The following is a 22320-nucleotide window of genomic DNA, read 5'->3' on the forward strand; positions in this document are numbered from 1 at the left end:
AATCGAAGATTAATGTTTATAAATCGAAGATTAATGTTCATAAAGGGGAAGATTTTTGAGCTTCGACAGCAACGAGCAAAATAAAGATTTTCGGGGAACTATCCCGCAGCTCCTGGCTTCACAGGCTGAAAGCATTATTGGAGACCAGGCCGCCATCAGGGAAAAAGCTTACGGCATCTGGGACGTTTACAGTTGGAAAGCTTACCTTGGCTACGTAAAGAAAATTGGGCTCGGCCTGATCGCGATCGGATTTAAACGGGGCGATGTGGTGGGGCTCATCACTGACAATCATTCGGAATGGCTGTTTGCCGAAGTGGGGACACAGGCGGTGGGCGGCATCAGCTTGAATTTGTTCACATCGGCTGTCTCGGCGGAACTTGCTATTGCCTTGAACCGGGTCAGCGCCGCTTTTGTCTTTGCCGAAAATCAGGAACAGGTTGACAAGCTCTTGGAGAGCCGCGATAAACTGAGCCATGTCAAAAATGTTATCTACATTGATCCTACGGGAATGCGCTCCTACGATGACAATCCCTGGATTATTTCCTACCGTGATCTGCTTGCGCAAGGCGAAAAACTTGATAACGAGCGCGCGGAGCTTTTCCATGAAGAGCTGAAAAAAGGCAGGGGCGAAGAAACAGCCCTGATGATTCAGACGTCAGGGACAACAGGCGTGCCCAAGATGGCGATGCTGTCGCACCAGAACATCATCACAATCGGCAAAATGTGGACCACGGCGATAGATATAAAACCAGGCGAAAACTGGCTTTCAATGTCGCCGCCGGCATGGATTGTCGATCAGATGTGGGCCTTTGGCGTAGCGCTTTACTCGGGAATGACGATGAATTTCCCGGAAATGCCGGAGACAGTGGTGGAGGATTTTCGGGAGATCGGGCCATCCCGCATAATCACGGCATCGCGTTTCTGGGAGGACATGGCGTCGAAGATTCGCGTCAAGATGGGGGATGCAGGGTTCATCAAGCGCTATCTTTTCAACCAGGCAGAACGAGTGGGACGCTTGATGGAAAACACCCGCATGCAGAAAAAAACCCCCTCATTCCTTTTGAGTTTCCTTCACAAACTATCCTCCATAATAATTTATCGTCGTCTTCTCGATCGCGTGGGGTGTGCGAACTTTCTTGGCGCCTACACCGGCGGTCATCCGATCAGCCCGGATGTTATAATCTTTTTCCGTTCCTTCGGTCTTAATTTGAAGCAGTGCTATGGTTTGACCGAGTCCGGGGGAATCTTTCAGATTCAGCCGGATGACGAAGTGAAACCGGAAACGGTCGGCAAGCCGCTCCCCGGCGTCGAGATAAAAATTGATGAAAATCAGGAGGTGCTGATTCGCAGCGGTTCCTCCTTTCAAGGATATTATCAGAATGAGCAGGCGACCGCGGCTGCCTTCTTGGATGGCTGGCTGCGGACCGGAGACGCCGGTTATCTCGATCAGGATGGTCATCTGTTGATTATCGGTCGTAAGGAAGAGGTTATCCGCAATAAGAGCGGTGAAGCCTTTTCCCCTGATTTCATTGAAACAAGGCTTAAGTTCAGCCCCTTTATCAAAGAGGCCGTTATCTTCGGCGAGGGGCGACCGTTTTTGACGGCGCTGATCAACATCGATCTCGGCAACACCGGGAGCTGGGCGGAAAAAAGAATGATCCCCTACACGACTTATATAGATCTTTCTCAGCAGCCGCCCGTGGAAGAGTTGATCCTATCGGAAGTGCGCACCGTCAATCAGCAATTGCCGGATGTTATGAAAATCAACAAATTCATCCTGCTTTATAAGCTGCTGGATGCCGATGATGAGGAATTGACCAGAACCGGCAAGGTGCGCCGCCACTTTGTCAGTGAATCGTATAACCTCTTGATAGAGGGCATGTACACAGGCAAAAGCGAGATTCCGATCAAGGGGAAAATACGCTATCGCGATGGGCAGGTAGGCGAGATAGATACAATCGTGCGGGTTATGACTGCATTATAAGAAACAGGCACAGCCGTCCGTTTATGAACATTAATCTTCGATTTATGAACATTAATCTTCGATTTGATGGTTTCAAAAAAAACGATTTTTAAGACACTGCAAGGTTAGGGAGGGTTAAGGTGGATTTTTTTTTGCAGCTGCTGATCGGAGGTCTTTCCGTCGGGTTCGTATATGGACTTTCCGCGATGGGTTTTGTAATGATCTTCAAATCGTCAAGCGTTTTGAACTTTGCGCATGGTGAATTGCTCGCACTGGGCGGTTATTTCTTTCTGATCTTTATCACGGTTGTCAAGCTGCCTGTTATTCTTGCGTTTATCTTTACGCTTGTTGCCTGTTTTATTACCGGAATCCTGATTGAAAGGGTTTTTCTCAGGCCCTTGATTGGAGAGAAACTGATCTTTGTCATAATGCTGACGGTTGGTCTGGCGGCAATGTTCAAAGGGATAATTCTGCTTATCTGGGGGGGTAATCTCTACACATACCCCAATTTTCTTCCGGAATCGATGGGCTTTCGTTTAGGGGTGGTCAGCATCCCGCCTGTTTATGTGGCGACTTTTGGCATAGGCATCTTCTTTTTGATAATCTTCGGTCTTTTCTTTAAATTTTCCTCACAGGGGATTTACATGCGCTCTGTTGCCGACAACCAGCGGGCCGCCCTTTCTCTCGGCGTCAATGTAAGACGCGTTTTTGCCCTTTCCTGGGCGATAGCCGCCCTTGTAGCCGGGATGAGCGGCATAGTTCTGGGAATTATCAACGGCGTCAATGTTCACGATCTGTCCGCTTTGGGTTTAAAGGTGTTTCCGGTAATCATTCTTGGAGGGCTTGACAGCATCGGCGGCGCGATCGTCGGCGGTCTGATTATTGGTCTTTTGGAGACGTTTACCGGGGGATATATCTCCCCCTCGCTGCGCGATGTTGTGCCTTATATAATCCTGGTGCTTATTCTGCTGATCAAGCCATACGGTTTGTTCGGGTTAAAAGAAATCGAACGGGTTTAAAAAAAAGATGAAAAAAATCCAATTACATCCCTGCGGCAACTTCAACGAGTCTTATGACCGGGAGCTTACGGTCTTTTCTACCGACTTCGGCAGGATTTGGGCCATAGTCGGCATTATCTTACTTTTATCCGTGCCGCTGATGCCGCTCAGCCCTTATCTTATTTATGTGATGAATATCACCGGAATAGCGGCAATTTCAGTAATCGGGTTGAATCTGCTGACCGGTTTTACCGGGCAGATATCGCTCGGCCACGGGGCGTTCTTCGGGGTTGGCGCCTATGCAGGGGCAATTCTGGCGACCAGGCTTAATCTGCCGATATTTATCACTATCCCTGCTGCCGGATTGATCACCGCCGGGGTAGGCATGATTTTCGGCGTGCCCTCCGGACGACTCAAGGGACTGTATTTGACTATCGCCACCCTGGCCGGTCAGTTTATAATCGAATATGTACTGGTGCATTGGGAATATATGACAAAGGGAACGATGGGAATCACGATGCCAATGCCCGTGTTCTTCGGATTCACCATCCAGGGGGATATTCCCTTTTATTATATAATTTTCCCGCTGCTCGCTTTGATGCTGTGGATCGCCGTTAATCTGATCCGCACGCGTTTTGGGAGAGCATGGATTGCGATCAGGGATAACGACAGGGCGGCGGAAGGAATGGGAATTCCCATTTTCCCTTACAAGGTCTTTGCGTTTGCCGTCAGCTCTTTTTATGCCGGTTTTGCCGGCGCCCTTTGGGCGTATTATATGGGCAGCATCACAACGGAACCATTCAATCTCGCACTTTCGGTGGAGTATCTGGCGATGGTGATCATCGGCGGCTTGGGAAGCATTTCCGGTTCCATTTTTGGAGCCGTGTTCATTACAGTGCTCAACGAGCTACTGCGTTTTATGACCGATTTCCTGATGAACAGCGCAATCGTCACGCAACTGGGTCTGAGCCTGGCGCCTCTGCGGGAGTTTTTTTACGGGGTTGCCATCGTTCTCTTTATTCTGTTTGAACCGCGCGGATTAGCGGAGGTGTGGCGGATCGTTCGCTCCAACTTCCGCCTCTGGCCTTTCCCTTACTGAAGGTTTTTAAATGGCACAAAAATTATTGCAACTCAACAACATTTCGGTTGTTTACTCGGACGTAATTCAGGTTCTTAAGGGTGTTTCGCTGTCGGTTGAGCAGGGTCAGATTGTCTCCCTGCTGGGAAGCAACGGGGCAGGTAAAACGACAACCCTGAAGGCAATATCGGGACTTCTGAAGCCGGAAAACGGGATGGTAACGGAGGGGGCGATTCTTTATAAGGAGCGCCCGATGCATAACAAATCTCCGGAAGAAATCACCCGAAACGGCATTATCCAGGTATTGGAAGGGAGACAACCGTTCAAATATTTAACAATAGAGGAAAATCTCCGGGTGGGAACGGCGACAAGGTCAGGGAAACCCTATCAGGAAGACCTCGACAAGGTTTATAATTATTTCCCCGCCTTAAGTACAATGCGCAAAAGACTCGCCGGTTACTGCAGCGGCGGAGAATTGCAGATGCTCGTTATTGGACGGGGGCTCATGGCCCATCCGGAATTGCTGCTTCTGGACGAGCCCTCCCTTGGTCTGGCGCCGATCCTTGTACGGGAAATCTTCGGCATAATTAAAAGGATAAACGAAGACGAGGGAACCACTATCATCCTTGTCGAACAAAACGCCCAGATGGCCCTCCAGATTGCCCATTACGGCTATGTAATGGAAAACGGCAAGATTGTTATGGAAGGCTCCGCGGAGGCCGTCCGTGAAAACCCGGATATTAAGGAATTCTATCTGGGAATGTCGGTAACAGGGGATGCCAAATCTTATGACGAGGTAAAATCCTACCGGCGTAGAAAAAGATGGCTTTAGTTTTTTTTGACTATCGCGTCCCTCATTATCAATTGGATGTTTTCCGCTCCGTTCCAGTCATTAATTTTTGGGGTAAAGACAATATCGAGCACAGCTTGGCTGATTATGGGCAGGTATTGACCCTTGTTGAACCAGATAGAGTCCCGGGAGATGCCGTTATTACTGACGCGCATTTTTAAATGGTTGTTTCCGACAATTGCCGGAGATGAAACGCTAACATTTCTGGCGCAGAGGATCGGTTCCTGATTGCCGCTGCCAAAAGGGGCCAGCATCTGAATTTGTGTAAGCAGTTCATGGTTTATGTCGGCCAGCAGGCACTGGGCGTCAATTGCGGTGCATGAGGCAAATTCCTGTTCCGGACAGCTGTCGTTGATAATTTCACTTAACTGCTTTGTGAACGGGGCTATATTTTCTTCCTCGATCAGGATGCCGGCCGCATAGCGATGGCCGCCGTAGGCCAGCAGATGCGATTCACAACGCTTGATCCCCTCGAAGAGATTAAAATCTGCGGCGCTGCGTCCTGAGCCCTTGCCCAATCCATCTTTGATGCTGATAAGTATCGCCGGTCGGCCAAAACGGTCCGCTAGTTTTGAGGCGACAATCCCTATCACGCCTGGATGCCAGTCCGGAGAGGAGAAAACCATTGGTTCATTATCACCGGAAGTTGTGGCCTTTGACACTGTTTCCAGCAGTTGAGCGAAAATCGCTCTTTCCAGTAACTGTCTTTTTTTGTTAAAACCTTCAAGTTTTTGCGCGAGAATGAAAGCCTCTTCTGAATTTTCGGAAAGGAGCAGTTCGACGGCATTTGCCGCCGACGAAATCCTGCCCGCCGCATTTATCCGGGGGATGAGGGTAAAGGATGCCCTGCTTGCTTCTATCGGCTTTCCTTCCAGGCCGCAAACCATTTTCAGCGCGCGTATCCCAATTCTTGTGTCCTGCGATATAAGTTCCATACCTATTTTAGCGAATATCCTGTTTTCATCGACCAGCGGGACAACATCGCCAATGGTACCCAACGCAACGAGATCAAGATAGCCCCGCAGATTAGGGCAGTTGCTGTTACTCCAGAACCCCTCGGTACGCAGGGCGCCGCGCAGGGCGATCAGGAAATTAAAAACAATGCCGACGGCAGCCAGTTGTTTGAAGGGAAAGCTGCAATCGGAGCGCTTCGGATTGACGATTGCGTCTGCCGGCGGCAGGGATTCCGAGGGTTCATGGTGATCGAGGATAATAACGTCGATGCCCAGCTCTTTGGCGAGCGCTATTTCCTCATGATTTGCCATGCCGCAATCAACGGTAACAATAAGCCCCACCCCTTCGGAGTGGAATCTTTTAACGGAGGCAATGTTAAGACCATATCCCTCCGACATCCTGTCCGGTATGTAGAAACTTGCATTGCCATGTATTTCGCAAATAAAACGCAAAAGCACTACGACCGAGGTTATTCCGTCTGCGTCGTAATCGCCAAAAACAACGATTTTTTTCTTTTGATGGAAAGCGGTGATAAACCGCTCAACGGCCTTTTTCATGTCCCGCATTAAAAAAGGATTATGAAGATCGTGAAGGGAAGGGGACAGGTAATGTCTGATTTCTTCAGTAGTGCCGATGTCACGATTGATAATGATTCCGGAAACGATAGGGCTTATTCCCAGATCCCGAACGAGCAGATACTGAGCTTCCCTGTTTTCTTCCCGCAAATGCCAGCGGGTTGTCGGGAGATCATGAACGGACATTTCACTCCGCTTGAAAAAGCATGATAAACATATCGGTAAAATAACCGAGAAAGGCCGGGGCAACTATAATCAAGTTCCCCCGGCCTTTTGTGGTTCTTGAATGATATTCTTAAACAATTTTTTTGACAAAACCGGACCGGATGCAGCGGGTACAAACCTTAACCTGCTTGACCCCTCCTGATTTATCGTCAACGCAACGGATCTTCTGGAGATTTGGTTGCCAGACCTTGGAATGCTTGTTATTGGCATGGCTTACCTTATGGCCCTTCAACGACTTCTTCCCACATACTTCACAAACTCTTGACATAGCCGAACTCCTTATTGAAATGTTGGGTGCACTTAAATCATATTGGTCAGAAATGCAAGCATTTTTTAATCATTAGTAAGGGAAGGGGGCTGGCCGGTAGCTTCCAGAACCCTCATCCAGATATTTCCAAGGGGATCGAGCTGCGTGCCGGAACCAATCATCTTGAGGGGAATATGGACGTATTCATCCTTCACCATGCCTACAATTATCCCTGTTTTCCCTGCCATTCCAGCATGAACGGCATATTGTCCGAGGGCACCGCAGTAGCGGCTGTCACTGGCGTTTGCCGGAACGCTGCGGATCATGTAGCTGGGGTCGATATACTTAATGTTAACTTCAATGCCTGTTTTTTCAAAGTGATCAGCAATTTCTTTTTTCAGGAAGGCGCCGATGTCATGCAGCCGGGGGTTGCCCGAGGCGTCTGTCTCAATAGTCAACTGTCGCCGGTTGGCCGGATATGGACAAGTTGCCCCCTGCAAAGGGCTGCAGAGGGCAGGGTCCCCCCTTTTCCAGTCCTGAGACATGATGTCCTGTCCTGCGCCTTCGGCGACAAGAAGAACACAATGGGCGCTTTCTTTCAGCCTTTTTTCGATTTGCCTGAGCAGCCCCTTTTCACCATCCAAATCAAAGGGAACCTCCGGGATAAGAACAAAATTTACATCATTTTGTGCCAAAGCGGCGCTTGCCGCAATATGGCCGGCTTCCCGTCCCATGATCTTGACAAGGCCAATTCCATTGGGCGCTCCCTTAGCCTCTACATGGGCGCACTGGATTGCCTTGACCGATTCGGAAACGGCTGTATCGAAGCCGAATGACTGCTGTATCAGGTTCAGGTCGTTGTCAATAGTCTTAGGTATCCCGACAACCCCAATATTCAGACCGCGGCGCGCAATCTCTTCGCAGATGCCCTCCGTTCCCCGTATGGTACCGTCTCCGCCTATTGTGAAAAGCAGGTCAATGTTCATTCTTTTCAGGGCGTTCACCATCTCGTCTATATCCTGACGTCCCCGGGAGGAGGAGAGAATTGATCCCCCCAGGTTATTGATGTCTTTTACGACATCGGGCGTGAGCTGAATTACCGGATGGCCGTATTTATGAATAAATCCCTGAAATCCATACTTGATGCCAATAACATTTTGAACGCCATAGCGATAATAAAGTTCCATAACCAACGAGCGGATAACATCATTTATGCCGGGGCAAAGCCCGCCGCAGGTAACAATGGCGGCTTTTGTTTTGGAGGGATCGAAGAATATTTTCTCACGCGGTCCGGCCATCTCAAAGGAAAGCGGCAAGCCCTCCGGCGATTTCAGGGAATCAAACTCGTTCAGATAGGTATTGAAAAGCAATCTCCTTTCTTCGGGAACAAAATAGCTGACGTTTACAGGAGACGGGATGGTGCATTCGCCGAGAGCATGTATCGTAAAATCATAAACGATGTCTGTTTTATGAACATTAAGCTTAGCATTGTAAACATTAAACTCCGTTTTGCGAACATTAAACTCCGTTTTCATGCTATGAGTCTCCCTTAAGTTATTGTCAAAGGCGGGTTGATAAGGGCTGTATCCTCACGCCGGGTGGAGTTAAGAATGCACACCTTGCGGCCATTTATCTCTATTCTGCCTTCAGCGTAGTACTGGATGGCCTGGGGATAGATACGATGCTCCTCTGCCAAAATGCGTTTTGAGAGGCTGCTTGCATCATCATCGTCATAAACCGGAACTACAGCTTGGATAATTACGGGACCGGAATCTACTCCTTCATCGGCAAAATGAACGGTGCATCCGGAAAATTTCACCCCATAATCGATAGCCTTCTGCTGGACATGGAGTCCTGAAAAAGCGGGAAGGAGAGCCGGGTGGATATTAATTATTTTCATCGGGAAGGCGCGAAAAAAGAGGGGAGTCAGTATTCGCATGAACCCTGCCATCACAACAAGTTCGACTCCCGAGGCTTTGAGGATTTCAATCACGCGTCTGTCAAAATCCTCTCTCGCCGCAAAGCGACGATGATCGACTACCGCCGTGGGAATATTATGTTTTCGACACCTCTCCAAGGCGTAGGCGCATGGATTGTTGCTGATCACTACGCTAATCTGGCCGTCGAGTTTTTTGTTTTCTATATTTTCTATAAGGGACTGGAGATTTGAACCGTTTCCCGAAACAAGAACGCCAAGGACAGTCTTGCGCCGTGCCTCTCTTACCCCTTGAGTTTCAGATGAAGTAAACTGATCGGTCATCTTTCCCTCTCATTTCAATTTCTCCTAAGGCATAGCCGTGCTCACCCATTTTATCCAGCCGGTCGATAATCTCTGCTTCATCATTTTTTGCGACAATCAGGACCATTCCGATCCCCATGTTGAACACCCGAAACATCTCTTCATCATCGATCTTGCCGATGTCGCGGAGTAAATCAAAAATCGGCAGGGTGGGCCAGCTTCCTCTGCGAATTACGCTGCAGCACTGAGCAGGGATAATGCGGGGGATGTTTTCGGTAAAGCCCCCTCCGGTAATATGCACAATTCCGTGGATTTGGAAATTTTTGATCAGATTGAGAATAGGTTTTACGTAAATTTTGGTTGGGGTGAGGAGCTCGAGCCCCAATGACTGGTCAAAACCGGCTATTTTGGCGGATGGTTTCAGTTTCCCTTCGTCAAAGAGGATGCGCCGCACCAGTGAAAAGCCATTGCTGTGCAACCCGGAGGATGCTATTCCGATAATCCGGTCGCCGACGCGGATTTCGGATCCGTCGATCAGCTTATCAGCTTCGACAACGCCGACGCAAAAACCGGCAAGATCATACTCGCCGTTTGGATAGAAACCCGGCATCTCCGCCGTTTCCCCGCCGAGCAGCGAGCAGCCGGCATCCTGACAACCCGTGACGATTCCTTCAACAATTTGAACGCTTTTATCTACATCCAGCTTGCCGCATGCTATGTAGTCGAGAAAAAAGAGCGGCTCCGCTCCCTGAACAATGATGTCGTTTACCGACATCGCAACAAGGTCGATTCCGACCGTATCATGCTTGTCCATCAATTGCGCGATTTTGAGTTTGGTGCCTACGCCGTCCGTGGAAGAGACAAGCAGAGGGTCTTTTATTTTCCCCGTATCGAGGTGGAAAAGGCCGCCGAAACCGCCAATTCCACTCATCATTTCCCTGCGGGTGGTGTTTTTTATCAGAGGTTTTATTCTCTCGACAAAGGAATTGCCCGCATCAATGTCAACTCCAGATTTTCTGTAAGTAAGTTTGTCTGTCATTCAGCTTCTCTCCCCAAACGATAATTTAAAAATCCTTAAATCGCAGATTAATGTTCATAAATCGCCGGCCGTTTATTATCTTAGCTTTATCATAAAGTCAATTATTTACTTGTCTCTAAATGTATAATATGCTAAAAAGACTAACGTTTGTTAAGTTATCTCTATAAATTTCCTCATGTCCGCGGCCAGGGTAAAGATGGAGCCATTATTAAAAATCATCGAAAAAATGGAGGCGCCGCTTTTTTTTGCAGCATGGAACTCTTACAGCCGCCTGTCGCTTGTCGAAAATCTCGGCGAGGCGATGACGTCTCTTCTGAAGCAGCTCCGAGGAGCTGTCAATCCCAAGGGCAATAAACTTACCCGGATTAAGGATAGGGATGCCATCATCAATGAACTTTCAAGGCTGTTTCTCGATTATGATGGGTCAGGCGCCGAAGAGAAGAAAGTACGGATAGATAATGCAGTCAAAGCGCTTGCTGATTTGAAAGGCATTCTGCAAAGAGATTCTGATAGTGAAAATGGAAAAGGTGGGGAGGGGGCGTTACGTGTGCAAACTGCCCTTTCCCTTCCTATTACTTCTATCTCCGGGGTGGGACCGAGGATGGCCGCTCTTTTCACCCGTAAAGATATAAAAACGATAGAGGAGCTTCTCTACTTTCTCCCTCGCCGCTACGAAGACCGCCGGAATATTTCCCTGATCGCGGAAACTGTTCCTGGAGTAAAGCAGATTGTCGTAGGCAGAGTCGTGCATGCTGAGCTGCGTTTCTATGGCAGGAAAAAGGTGTTCGAAGCTCTAATCGAGGACTCTTCCGGGGTTATAAAGGCCAAATGGTTTAAAGGACAGGAACTGTTTTTTCGTAATGCCTTTAAGCCAAACGCCCGCGTCATCCTTGCCGGCGTGATTGTCGGGTTTCCTTTTGAACGGGAAATAATCCATCCTGATTTCGAGATTCTCAGCGAAGGTGAGGATCAGCTCCTCCACTTCAAGAGGATTGTGCCGATCTATTCCGAAACAGCCGGGCTTCCCCAAAAAACTATTCGGCGGATAACGTGGCGAGCTATGCGCGACTTTGCGCCCCTCATGATGAGCCCGATCCCTGAAAATATAATCAAAAGCCGCTCCCTGATGGATTTTCGCAATGCTTTTCGTATGGTCCATTTCCCCGATAACGACCACAATATCGATGACTATCAACAGATGCATTCGGCGGCCCATCGGCGGCTCATCTATGATGAGTTTTTCTTTTTTCAACTGGGAATGGCCTTGAGAAAAAAGGGACAGCTTCTCGAAAAGGGCATTTCTTTCAACGTCAATCCGGAGATGCTGCGCAATCTCTACAATATCCTCCCTTTTTCTCTAACCGGCGCCCAAAGTCGCACTATCGCGGAAATCGGGAAAGACATGGCCTCTCCGTTGCCTATGAACAGGCTTTTACAGGGGGATGTGGGCTCCGGAAAGACAATTGTTGCGACTGTCGCTGCCGTGGTTGCCTGTGCGAATGGATATCAGACGGCAATTATGGCCCCGACCGAAATTCTTGCCGAACAGCACTACCGCAATATATCTGAATTGTTGGATAAGCTGGGAATCAAATGCGAGCTGCTGACCGGCAATCTGTCGGCGCCCCAAAAGGCGGAGGTTCTGGAGAAAATAGAAAACGGACGGAGTGGGTTTGTAGTAGGCACACATGCCCTGATTCAGGGCAAGGTTGTTTTTAAAAAGTTGGGGCTCGTTGTGATCGATGAACAGCACCGCTTCGGCGTCGTTCAGAGGGCAGCCCTCCGCAAAAAAGGGCAAATTCCCGATGTCCTGGTCATGACCGCAACCCCCATCCCCCGCACCCTGGCAATGACGGTTTATGGCGATCTGGACGTCTCGATTATCGATGAAATGCCCCCCGGAAAACAGCCAACGCGGACGAAGGTTTTTTCGGAAGCGCAACGGTCGCGCGTTTATGAAATTATCCGCCGTGAGGTTAAAAAAGGCAATCAGGTGTTCATTGTCTATCCCCTGGTAGAAGCTTCAGAAAATCTTGACCTTAAGGATGCCGTTTGTATGGCGGAACACCTCCACAAGAATGTTTTTCCGGAGCTGAACGTCGGCCTTGTCCATGGCCGGATGAAAGGTAAGGAAAAAGAGCAGGTTATGAGTGATTTTGTCGGGATGAAAATAAACATTCTCGTCGCGACAACGGTCATTGAAGTTGGGATTGACATTCCCGCCGCGTCGCTGATGGTAATCGAACACGCGGAGCGGTTCGGGCTATCCCAGCTTCACCAGCTGAGGGGGCGTGTGGGCCGGGGCGGTGCTCCGTCTTACTGCATCCTGCTTGTTCAGAAGCCTTCCTCTGAAGACGCCCGCAAAAGATTGCGCATTATGGAGGAGACTAACGACGGCTTCCGCATTGCCGAAGAGGATCTGGCTATACGGGGGCCGGGTGAATTCATGGGAACCAGACAATCCGGCCTTCCCGATTTCAGGATAGCCAACATCGCACGGGATGGCAGGATTCTCTCTGAGGCGAAGGAAGATGCCTTTTCGGTTGTGGATAATGATCCGTATCTGACAGACCCGAATCACTCTGAACTCCGGGATGTCCTGCTGCGCAGATGGGAAGGCAGACTGTCCCTGGCGAAAACCGGATAGCTCTGGGTCTTAGGCACGGGGCGCATTTCTGATTTCCTCTATTGCGAATGTAAACTGCGCTTGACAGGGCAGTTTAATTATGGTTAAAAATTCAAATTAGGTCTGCCATTTTATCAGATATTTTTTGCCATGGCGTTTATTAAAAAAATCAACGAGGCTTAGATCAGTGCTGAAAGATAACGAAAAAGTAGGCGCGGTAATGGTGGTCGGTTCGGGGATCGCGGGCATTCAGGCTTCCCTCGATTTAGCGAATTCGGGAATAAAAGTTTACCTGGTGGAAAACGGGATCAGTGTCGGCGGCGTAATGGCGCAGCTCGATAAAACTTTTCCGACAAATGACTGTTCCGCCTGCATATTGTCGCCCAAGCTGGTGGAAGTAGGCCGCCATCCCAATGTCGATATAATGACGCGGCGCACGGTGGAAACAGTCGAGGGCGAACCGGGGCACTTTAAAATAAAAATGACTCGCGCCCCGCGCTTTGTTAATCTCGATAAATGCACCGGTTGCGGTGATTGCGCCAATGTCTGCCCGGTTTCCGTTTTGTCCGGGTTTAACGGTGATTTAAGTGAACGAAAGGCGATTTACCGCCATTTCCCCCAGGCGATTCCCAGCGCCTTTGCCATTGACAAGCTTGGAACTTCTCCCTGTAAAGCCGCTTGCCCCGCACATATCAGCGTGCAGGGCTATATAGCTCTCATTGCCGCCGGCAAATACCGCGAAGCGCTGAAACTCATTAAAAATGATAATCCGTTCCCCTCGGTTTGCGGCCGCGTCTGTAACCATCCCTGTGAAACAGCCTGTAAAAGGGGCGAGGTCGAGCAACCTGTTGATATTATGCACTTGAAGCGGTTTGTTGCCGATCTGGATTTGAACGATGCCTCCAAATTTATTCCCGAAATAGCGGAAAAGAAAAACAAGAAGGTGGCGATTGTCGGCGCCGGCCCGGCCGGTCTTACCGCCGCCTATTACCTGGCCATCGAAGGTTATGACATTGAAGTCTTTGAAGCGCTTCCGGTAGCGGGAGGCTGGCTGGCAGTCGGCATCCCTGAATATCGTCTCCCGAAAAATATCTTCAACGCCGAAATCAGAATCATAGAGGATCTGGGCGTTAAAATAAAATTGAATACCCGTGTCGGCATAGATGTCACGCTTGCCGAACTTAAAAATAACCATGATGCCGTATTCATCGGCTGCGGTTCGCATATCAGCTCCAAACTCGACATTCCCGGCGAGGATTTGGAAGGCGTTATTCACGGCATTGATTACCTGAAGAGGGTTAATCTCGGCGACAAAATATTCCTGGGTAACCGTGTTGCGGTAGTCGGAGGCGGAAATGTCGCAATGGATGCTGTCCGCACGGCAATTCGCACCGGCTCCAGGGAAGTCTTCATTCTTTACCGCCGGACGAGGGACGAAATGCCCGCGGCGCCGGATGAAATTGAAGAGGCGCTGGAAGAGGGAATAAGGATGGAATTTCTGGCGGCGCCGGTTAGGATTATCGGCAATAACGGCCGTGTCACCGCCGTTGAGTGTCTCCGCATGGAATTGGGCGAACCCGATGCCAGCGGAAGACGCCGTCCCGTGCCCATCAAAGGTTCGGAGTTTACCATAGAAGTTGATGCTGTTGTCCCGGCAATCGGCCAGGCCAACGAACTATCCTTCATCAGCAAGGAGAGCGGCATAACCATTAATAAATGGAATAACATTGACGCGGATGCCGTAACCTTCGCAACCAGTGTGCCGGGAATTTTCGCGGGCGGCGACGTTACAACCGGGCCTGCAACGGCTGTCAAAGCTATTAATGCCGGAAAACAGGCGGCGATTTCCATTAGTCGTTATCTGAATGGCGGGGACCTCGGGGCGGGACGCGCCCATGACTGGACAAAAGGCCTGGCGGATCATGGCGACAACAGCAAGGTCAAAAAAGTCAAACGCGTTGAGTATCCACTGATGGAGGTCAAGAAAAGGAAATCAAATTTTGATGAGGTAGGCCTTGGTTTCACCGAAGAGCAGGCCAAAGCCGAAGCGGCGCGGTGTCTTTCCTGCGGCATCTGTTCGGAATGTTATCAATGCGTTGATGCCTGTCTTGCCAAGGCAATCGACCACGATATGATTTTTGAAGAAGAAACAATTGATGTCGGCGCTGTCATTGCCTCCCCAGGTTTTGAGATTTTTGACGCCCGGCTGCGTGGTGAATACGGCTACGGCATTTATAAAAATGTTGTCTCCAGCATTCAGTTTGAACGGATTCTTTCCGCTTCCGGCCCTTTCTTCGGGCATGTGCAGAGAATTTCCGACGGCAAAGAGCCCAGGAAGATCGCCTTCATTCAGTGCGTCGGTTCCCGCGACACCTCCTGCAACAACAGTTGGTGCTCTTCTGTATGTTGCATGTACGCGACGAAGGAAGCGATTATCGGCAAGGAGCACGCCAATGGGCTGGATGCTACCATTTTCTACATGGATATTCGCGCCCACGGCAAGGATTTTGATCGCTTTGTCAATCGTGCCAAAGAAGAATACGGCATCCGTTACATCCGTTCGCTGCCTTCGGTTATTAAAGAATTACAGCAGACGAACAATTTGCTGATCACTTACGTAAAACCCGACGGCACACTGGTGGAAGAAGAATTTGACATGGTCGTTCTTTCCGTCGGACTCACGCCGCCCAAAGAAGCCAATAAACTCTCCGCCAGTCTTGGCATCGAACTGGAAAAGCACGGTTTCTGCAAAACCACCATGGAAAACCCGGTGCAGACGTCGCGCCCAGGCGTCTTTGTCTGCGGCGCTTTCGGTGGGCCTAAGGACATTCCCGAGACGGTCATGGAAGCGAGCGCTGCTGCTGCCTGTGCGGAAGGCCTGCTGGCCGCCAAACGCGGCACGCTGACGATCGCCGAGGAGATGCCCGAGGAAAAGGATTTGCGCGGCCAGGCAGTCCGCACCGGTGTTTTTGTCTGCCATTGCGGCATCAATATCGGCGGTGTTGTCGATGTTCCATCCGTCAGGGATTATGCGTCAACCCTGCCGTCGGTTGTTTATGCTGCGGACAATCTCTTCACCTGTTCCCAGGATACGGCGGTCAAGATGGCGGAAGTCATCAAGGAACATAATTTGACGAGGGTAGTCGTGGCTTCCTGCTCTCCGCGTACCCATGAAGGCCTGTTTCAGGAGAATTGCGAAAAGGCCGGCCTGAACAGATACCTGTTTGAGATGGCTAACATCCGCGATCAGGATTCCTGGGTTCACGTGCATGAACCGGAAGCGGCAACGCAAAAAGCCAAGGATTTGGTCAGAATGTCTGTAGCCAAGGCGCACTATTTAAAACCCCTGAAGCCCGGTCAGCTTCCCGTCAATCACGCGGCCTTGATTATTGGCGGTGGTCTGGCCGGGATGACGGCAGCACTGACGCTGGCTGATCTGAATTTCCCGTCCTTCATTGTGGAGAAGGAAGATCAGTTGGGTGGCAATTACCGTCGTTTGTATAAAACTCTCGAAGGGCTCGATACCCGCGACCACCTTAAAAACCTTTTGGGAAAGGTAGATGATAATCCGTTAATCACCGTCGTTCAAAACGCGCAAATCAAGAAAATTGAAGGCTTTATCGGCAATTACAAAACAACCGTACTGGCCAGGGATGTTGAAAAAGTTTTTGAACACGGCGTTGTGATTGTCGCGAGTGGAGCCTATGAACATAAACCGCAGGAATATCTCTACGGTCAAAACGCCAAAATTAAAACACAAAGAGAGCTGGAGAGTCTGATTTGCGAAGAAGCCCCTGAACTTGCCGCTGCTAAAAACATCGTCATGATTCAATGCGTCGGTTCCCGCGATAAGGAGCGGCCTTACTGCAGCCGATTCTGTTGCAGCGAGGCCATAAAGAATGCACTGATATTGAAGGCTAACGATCCGTCCCGGGACATTACAATAATTTACCGTGATATCCGTACATACGGCTTTAAGGAAGATTATTACAAAGAGGCGCGTGAGGCGAATATAAAGTTTATCTCCTATGAAGAGGCGATAAAGCCGGAAATTGTTGCCGCCGGCGATAAAGTGACGGTAAATATTCTGGATCCTATTCTTGATGAAGCAGTCAGTCTGCCTGCCGATATTGTGGTCTTGAGTGTCGGCGTTGTGCCCAATCCGGAAAATGTGATGATCGGCAATATGTTGAAAGTGCCGACCAATCAGGACGGGTTTTTCCTCGAGGCGCATGTGAAATTGCGCCCGGTGGATTTTGCGACCGATGGTGTCTTTATGTGCGGTATGGCGCATTCGCCGAAGTTCAGCGACGAATCCGTTACCCAGGCAAATGCCGCTGTTTCTCGCGCCTGTATGATTTTGACACAGGATTACATTGAGGCGGAAGGAAAGACGGCTTTTGTCAACAAAGAGCTCTGCTCGGCGTGCGGGCTTTGCGAAATCAACTGTCCGTTCGGCGCTATTGCGGTCAACGTCATTGAAGGCTGCGCTGAAGTCAATGCCGTCCTTTGCAAGGGCTGCGGCGTCTGCACGGCATCCTGCCGCATGAACGCCGCTGATTTGAACGGCTTTAACAATGAGGAAATACTCTCCCAAATTGGGGCATTTTATTAACGATAAGCATCGCGGCAAAAACGCCGTGCAGGGAGTATATATGGCTGAAAATTTGGAAAAAGAAAAATGGGAACCCAAAATTGTCGCAATTGTCTGCAACTGGTGCACCTATGCCGGTGCCGATCTGGCGGGCATCAGCAGAATTCAGTATCCGCCCAATGTGAGAATTATCCGGGTTCCCTGCACCGGCAGGATTAATCCTTTTTATATAGTGAAAGCACTTCAGGAAGGGGCAGACGGGGTTCTGGTTTCCGGTTGTCATCCCGGCGAGTGCCACTATATATCGGGAAATTTGGTTGCCCGCCGCAAGTTTGCCGCGTTAAAAAGTTTCCTGAATTACATCGGCATCGAAGGCGACAGGACGATATTTACCTGGGTCTCCGCCTCCGAAGGCGACCGTTTTGCGCAAGTCATCAGGGGTGTGACCGCCAAGGTCAAGGCCCTCGGACCTGCTGAAAAAATGATCAAGCAAATTGGTTAATTGGAAAATAGATTATTGATGGAGCCCAATGGTGGAAAACATCGAAATAAAATTACGGGACGAAGCAAAAAGGCTGCTTTTGGAAAAAAGTGTTGATGTCATTATCGGCTATGAAACGGGAACATTGCCTTTGACTGCGACCCCATGCTTTATAAACTCTCCGGAAGAAGCCGAGAAACTGGTCTTCAACGAGCTCTGCACGCAAAATATTGCTAAATATGTCCATGATTTTATCACTAATCACAAGAATTCCCAGAAGCGCGTCAAACCGGAAGACCGCAAAAAGAAGGTTATCGGCGTTGTCGCCCGCGGCTGCACAACCAGGTCACTTGTTCTCCATCTCCAGGAGAGACAGTACGACCGCGATGAAGTGCATATCATCGGCGTCCCCTGCGAAGGGTATCTGGACAGAAAAAAACTGGAGAAAACGTTGCAGGGTGAAGAAATTCTGGATGGGAATGTTGAAAACGGACAGATTAAAGTCAAGACCGCCGCCGGGGATAAAACTCTTTCCCGGGCCGATCTTCTTGCCGACAACTGCCGCGCCTGCCGGTTTAATAATCCGATTATTTCCGACATCATTATCGGGTCTCCGGCCCCGGCCATGAACCCGGATAATGAATACGAAAAAATTAATGAATTTGAGAAAAAATCCCTTGCAGAGCGCTGGGCTCACTTCACAAAGGAAATGGGGAAATGCCTCCGCTGTTACGCCTGCCGTCAGGCCTGTCCTTCCTGTTACTGTCCGACGTGCTTTGCCGAACAGAGCCAGCCGCAGTGGGTGGGCATCGGTGATGACGAGAGCGATACGCAGGTATTTCAATGTATGCGCTTATTTCACATGGTCGGCCGTTGTGTTGATTGCGGCTCCTGTGTTTCCGTTTGCACGACGGGTGTTGACCTGCGCAACTATTTGAAAAAGGAAGAAAAGGATTGTTGGGAACTTTTCGGCAGCAGGGCGGGCTCTTCGCTGGAAGAGATGCCGCCCTTGGGCAAATACGGCGAGCATGACAAGCAGGATTTTATCTACAACCCATAATAAGTTCGGGTAAAAAAGGTGAATATGAAAACTTTCCTGAATGAAGTTAATGAGCGGATTGACGGAGTGGTCCTGCAGAGATGCTATCACTGCCGCAGGTGCACTGCCGGCTGTCCCGTCGCTGCCTACATGGAATATAACCCGAACAAGGTTATAAGGATGATTCAAAACGGCAAACGCGCTGAAGTACTCAACAGCTCGACCATCTGGCTTTGTCTTTCCTGCGAAACCTGCGTAACCCGCTGTCCCAATGAGGTGGATATAGCGCGGATGATGGATGTTTTAAGGCAGATGGCAATTGAGTCCGGCGTTGTCGCTCACGAGAAAAACATCCTGAAATTCCACGAGGCCTTCCTTTCCAATATCAAAATGTTGGGCAGAATCAATGAGCCCCTGCTGATGGTGCAGTATAAATTAAAATCCGGTGATTTGTTTTCGGACATGCTTCTGGGTGCAGATATGCTTGCCAAAGGCAAATTGTCCCTGTTGTCGCCACGGACTAAGGATTTGAAATCCGTGAAAGACATCTTTGAAAAAAATCAGGCCCAGGGGGATAAATTTCTTTAGAAACAAAGTGTTGGTAAATAAGGAGGTTGGTGTTGAAGGTTTCCTACTATCCCGGCTGCTCTCTGCATGCGACGGGAAAAGAATATGACCAGTCAATGAGGACTGTCAGCAGCGCACTGGGGATTGAACTCAGGGAAGTTGAAGACTGGTCCTGCTGTGGGGCTTCGTCCGCGCACAGCACAAATTTCGACCTCTCCATTGCCCTGTCGGCGCGCAACATGATTATCGCTCAGAGGGACGACAGGGATGTCATGGTTCCCTGCGCCGCCTGTTTCAATCGTTTCAAAACGGCTGAACATCATCTGAAAACCGACGAGAAACTGAAAACAAGGATTGAAGGCATCGTCGGCGCCAAATACGAGGGTGGAAACGCAATCCGCAATCCGATAGATATTATTTACAATGAAATCGGTTTGGATACGCTGGCAGCAAAAGTGACTAAACAATTGTCCGGGTTAAGGCCGGTTGCCTATTACGGCTGTCTGCTTTTACGGCCCCCGGAGGTCTGTGCCTTCGATAATTACGAAAACCCTCACCTGCTTGGCGACATATTGGATGCGCTCGGCGCTGATGTACACAACTGGTCCTATAAAACCTGTTGCTGCGGTGGCAGTTTGGCCATCAGTAAAACAAACATTGTTGTAAACATGGTTGACAGACTGATGCGAGCGGCTCGGGAAGCGGGAGCTAACTGTGTGGTTACCGCCTGTCCTTTGTGCATGAATAATCTCGACATGCGTCCCTCTCCGGAATTGAAAATGCCTGTATTTTATTTTACCGAACTAATGGCGCTGGCCATGGAATTATCTGGAGCAGAGGAGACTTTCAAATCACACATCTTTGATCCGCGGCCATTACTCCGCGGGTTGAAGCTTATTTAACGGTGCGGCAGATTTGCTGAAACGAAGGCACATAAGTTAGAGGAAATTATGGAAAAGCGGTTAATCAACAAAGATTCGCTTGCAGGTATAGCCAGAAAGATGGCGATGGAATTGACGGTTTGGGTTCCGGTAAGAGAGGAGGATAACGTGCTTTTCGCGCCCCTGTCTCAAGATACGGAGCCATTTTTCGCCTATCTCAATTCCCGAAACGCGCCCAAGCAGGTATTCTTCCCGCATACGGAAAAGCTGATGAAATACACCCGCACTCCGAAAGGAATGGTCTTTTCTGAGGAAGAAAGTAAGGCAGATAAAGCGGTCCTTTTCGGCGTTCGTCCCTGTGACGCCCAGAGCTTTGCGCTACTGGACATGCTTTTTGATCAGGAAAAGTACAGGGATCCATACTATGTCGCCAAAAGAAACAATACCACGGTCATTACTCTGACCTGTGTGCAGCCGCCGTACGCTACCTGCTTCTGTACCTCTGTGGATGGTGAACCGCTTTCCGGCGGGGGCGCGGATATTCTGCTGACGGAGCTTGACGCAAATTATCTGGCGGAATTCATCACGGCCAAAGGAGAAAAACTGCTGAAATATTTCGGCGATCTCAAAACCGATGAAGCTGACGACAGCAGGAAGATGGAGGTCAGCGAAAAGGCAAAGCAGGCCATCAAATCCAAAATACCGGCTCATGAAATAAAACCGCTTCTGGATAGCAATTTTGAGCATCCCTTCTGGGCGACAATCCACAGCAAGTGCCTCGCCTGCGGAACCTGCACCTATCTGTGCCCCACCTGCCATTGCTTCGACATCAGCGATGAGGCTACGGGAAGCGACGGGGTGCGGATTCGTTCGTGGGATTCTTGCATGTTTCCTCTTTTCACGAAAGAAACGTCCGGACACAATCCGCGAACCTCGCAGAAAGAGAGATGGCGCCAGCGCATCATGCACAAATTCAAGTATTATGTGGATAATTTTAACGCCATCGCCTGCGTGGGTTGCGGCCGTTGTGTGAGATCCTGTCCCGTTAATCTGGACATCAGAAAAGTCGTGGAAGATATTTCCAAGTTATAGTCATGGAGCAAGTAATGCAAAATCCTTATATCCCGTATCCTGTTGAGATCGCCAAAATTATCACGGAAGTGGACACGAAAGACATCAAGACTTTCCGTTTGAAATTCGTGAATAAGGAAGACGAAGAGGCATTCCAATATATTCCCGGCCAGTTCGGCGAGCTTTCCGTTTACGGCAAAGGGGAATCTCCCATAGGGATTGCCTCCTCGCCCACGCAGAAGGGCTATATAGAATTTACCGTGCAGAAAGCGGGAGTCGTTACCAGCGCCCTCCATGAAATGGAAGAAGGAACCATGATGGGTGTGCGCGGCCCGATGGGCAATTCCTGGCCGATCGAGTATCTGGAAGGGAAAAACCTGGTGATTGTCGGTGGTGGTTTTGCCTTTACAACTTTGCGATCCCTGATTAATTACATGATTTATGAAGACAACCGCAAACGTTTCGGTAAAATTACCATTATTTACGGTTCCAGAAATCCTGGTTTGCTGCTTTATAAAGACGAACTTGCCGCCTGGGAAAAAAGGGACGACCTGAACGTAAATATCACGGTTGATAAGGGAGATGCGACGTGGAAGGGCAGGGAAGGATTTGTCCCCACAGTGTGCAAAGAGGTGGCGCCCAGTTCCGAAAACGCAGTGACCGTTATCTGCGGCCCGCCCATCATGATCCGCTTTACGCTGCCGGTCTTTTTCGATTTGGGATTCTCGAAGGAAAATATCATCACATCGCTGGAAATGCGGATGAAATGTGGTATAGGCAAGTGCGGTCGCTGCAATGTCGGCAATAAGTACGTCTGCAAAGACGGCCCGGTATTTTCCCTGGCGGAGTTGGACAAACTGACTAAAGAATATTAATAAGCTCAATACGTTATA

The 22320-nt window shown here is 49.6% G+C and carries 17 protein-coding genes; 12 read left to right on the forward strand and 5 right to left on the reverse strand.

The genetic code is table 11. From position 1 onward, the window contains the following. The first annotated feature begins 55 nt into the window (after positions 1-55). The 4 genes from M0P74_11460 to M0P74_11475 all read left to right on the forward strand — a co-directional run bounded on the left by M0P74_11460 (position 56) and on the right by M0P74_11475 (position 4871). On the forward strand, positions 56-1984 hold the full coding sequence (locus M0P74_11460) for an AMP-binding protein (GenBank protein MCK9364197.1): 1929 nt from the start codon (positions 56-58) through the stop codon (positions 1982-1984). A gap of 119 nt (positions 1985-2103) precedes the next feature. Continuing rightward, positions 2104-2982 carry a branched-chain amino acid ABC transporter permease gene (locus M0P74_11465; GenBank protein MCK9364198.1) on the forward strand — a complete coding sequence of 293 codons (879 nt, stop codon included), beginning with the start codon at positions 2104-2106 and terminating at the stop codon, positions 2980-2982. A 7-nt stretch (positions 2983-2989) separates the two neighbouring features. After that, on the forward strand, positions 2990-4060 hold the full coding sequence (locus M0P74_11470; protein ID MCK9364199.1) for a branched-chain amino acid ABC transporter permease: 1071 nt from the start codon (positions 2990-2992) through the stop codon (positions 4058-4060). A 10-nt stretch (positions 4061-4070) separates the two neighbouring features. Further along, the gene (locus tag M0P74_11475; protein ID MCK9364200.1) at positions 4071-4871 is read left to right on the forward strand and encodes an ABC transporter ATP-binding protein; all 801 of its coding nucleotides are present in this window, start codon (positions 4071-4073) and stop codon (positions 4869-4871) included. On the opposite strand, the gene recJ is transcribed toward M0P74_11475, so the two are convergent. From recJ to purM, 5 genes are all read right to left on the reverse strand, one after another. Then, on the reverse strand, positions 4868-6604 hold the full coding sequence (gene recJ, locus M0P74_11480; GenBank protein ID MCK9364201.1) for a single-stranded-DNA-specific exonuclease RecJ: 1737 nt from the start codon (positions 6602-6604) through the stop codon (positions 4868-4870). The two genes, M0P74_11475 and recJ, sit on opposite strands and share 4 nt — an antisense overlap. A gap of 109 nt (positions 6605-6713) precedes the next feature. Then, positions 6714-6911 (reverse strand): 50S ribosomal protein L28, encoded by a 198-nt coding sequence (gene rpmB, locus M0P74_11485; GenBank protein ID MCK9364202.1) that lies wholly within the window; start codon positions 6909-6911, stop codon positions 6714-6716. Between the two features lie 65 nt (positions 6912-6976). Beyond that, positions 6977-8425, reverse strand: coding sequence for an ATP-dependent 6-phosphofructokinase (locus M0P74_11490; protein ID MCK9364203.1), 1449 nt, complete (start codon positions 8423-8425; stop codon positions 6977-6979). Between the two features lie 14 nt (positions 8426-8439). Beyond that, on the reverse strand, positions 8440-9150 hold the full coding sequence (gene purN / locus M0P74_11495; GenBank protein MCK9364204.1) for a phosphoribosylglycinamide formyltransferase: 711 nt from the start codon (positions 9148-9150) through the stop codon (positions 8440-8442). Then, a complete protein-coding gene (purM, locus tag M0P74_11500) occupies positions 9125-10168 on the reverse strand; it encodes a phosphoribosylformylglycinamidine cyclo-ligase (GenBank protein MCK9364205.1) in 1044 nt (347 codons plus the stop codon). Before purM ends, purN begins: the two co-directional genes overlap by 26 nt. Positions 10169-10364: 196 nt before the next feature. Here purM and recG point away from each other — a divergent pair, with 196 nt between their 5' ends. The 8 genes from recG to M0P74_11540 all read left to right on the forward strand — a co-directional run bounded on the left by recG (position 10365) and on the right by M0P74_11540 (position 22302). Beyond that, positions 10365-12815, forward strand: a complete 2451-nt coding sequence (gene recG / locus M0P74_11505; protein ID MCK9364206.1) for an ATP-dependent DNA helicase RecG — start codon at positions 10365-10367, stop codon at positions 12813-12815. A gap of 166 nt (positions 12816-12981) precedes the next feature. Then, positions 12982-17409 (forward strand): NAD(P)-binding protein, encoded by a 4428-nt coding sequence (locus tag M0P74_11510; protein ID MCK9364207.1) that lies wholly within the window; start codon positions 12982-12984, stop codon positions 17407-17409. 40 nt (positions 17410-17449) lie between these two features. Next, positions 17450-17890, forward strand: a complete 441-nt coding sequence (locus M0P74_11515; GenBank protein ID MCK9364208.1) for a hydrogenase iron-sulfur subunit — start codon at positions 17450-17452, stop codon at positions 17888-17890. Between the two features lie 28 nt (positions 17891-17918). Beyond that, positions 17919-18929, forward strand: coding sequence for a Coenzyme F420 hydrogenase/dehydrogenase, beta subunit C-terminal domain (locus M0P74_11520; GenBank protein MCK9364209.1), 1011 nt, complete (start codon positions 17919-17921; stop codon positions 18927-18929). 24 nt (positions 18930-18953) lie between these two features. Further along, positions 18954-19496 (forward strand): 4Fe-4S dicluster domain-containing protein, encoded by a 543-nt coding sequence (locus M0P74_11525; GenBank protein MCK9364210.1) that lies wholly within the window; start codon positions 18954-18956, stop codon positions 19494-19496. Positions 19497-19528: 32 nt separating this feature from the next. Then, entirely contained in the window at positions 19529-20377 is an 849-nt protein-coding gene (locus tag M0P74_11530) for a CoB--CoM heterodisulfide reductase iron-sulfur subunit B family protein (GenBank protein ID MCK9364211.1), read from the forward strand. 48 nt (positions 20378-20425) lie between these two features. After that, entirely contained in the window at positions 20426-21448 is a 1023-nt protein-coding gene (locus M0P74_11535) for a 4Fe-4S dicluster domain-containing protein (protein ID MCK9364212.1), read from the forward strand. Positions 21449-21462: 14 nt separating this feature from the next. Continuing rightward, positions 21463-22302, forward strand: a complete 840-nt coding sequence (locus M0P74_11540) for an FAD/NAD(P)-binding protein (GenBank protein MCK9364213.1) — start codon at positions 21463-21465, stop codon at positions 22300-22302. Positions 22303-22320: the final 18 nt, after the last annotated feature.

The organism is Syntrophales bacterium, assembly GCA_023229765.1.
Taxonomy (GTDB): domain Bacteria; phylum Desulfobacterota; class Syntrophia; order Syntrophales; family UBA5619; genus DYTH01.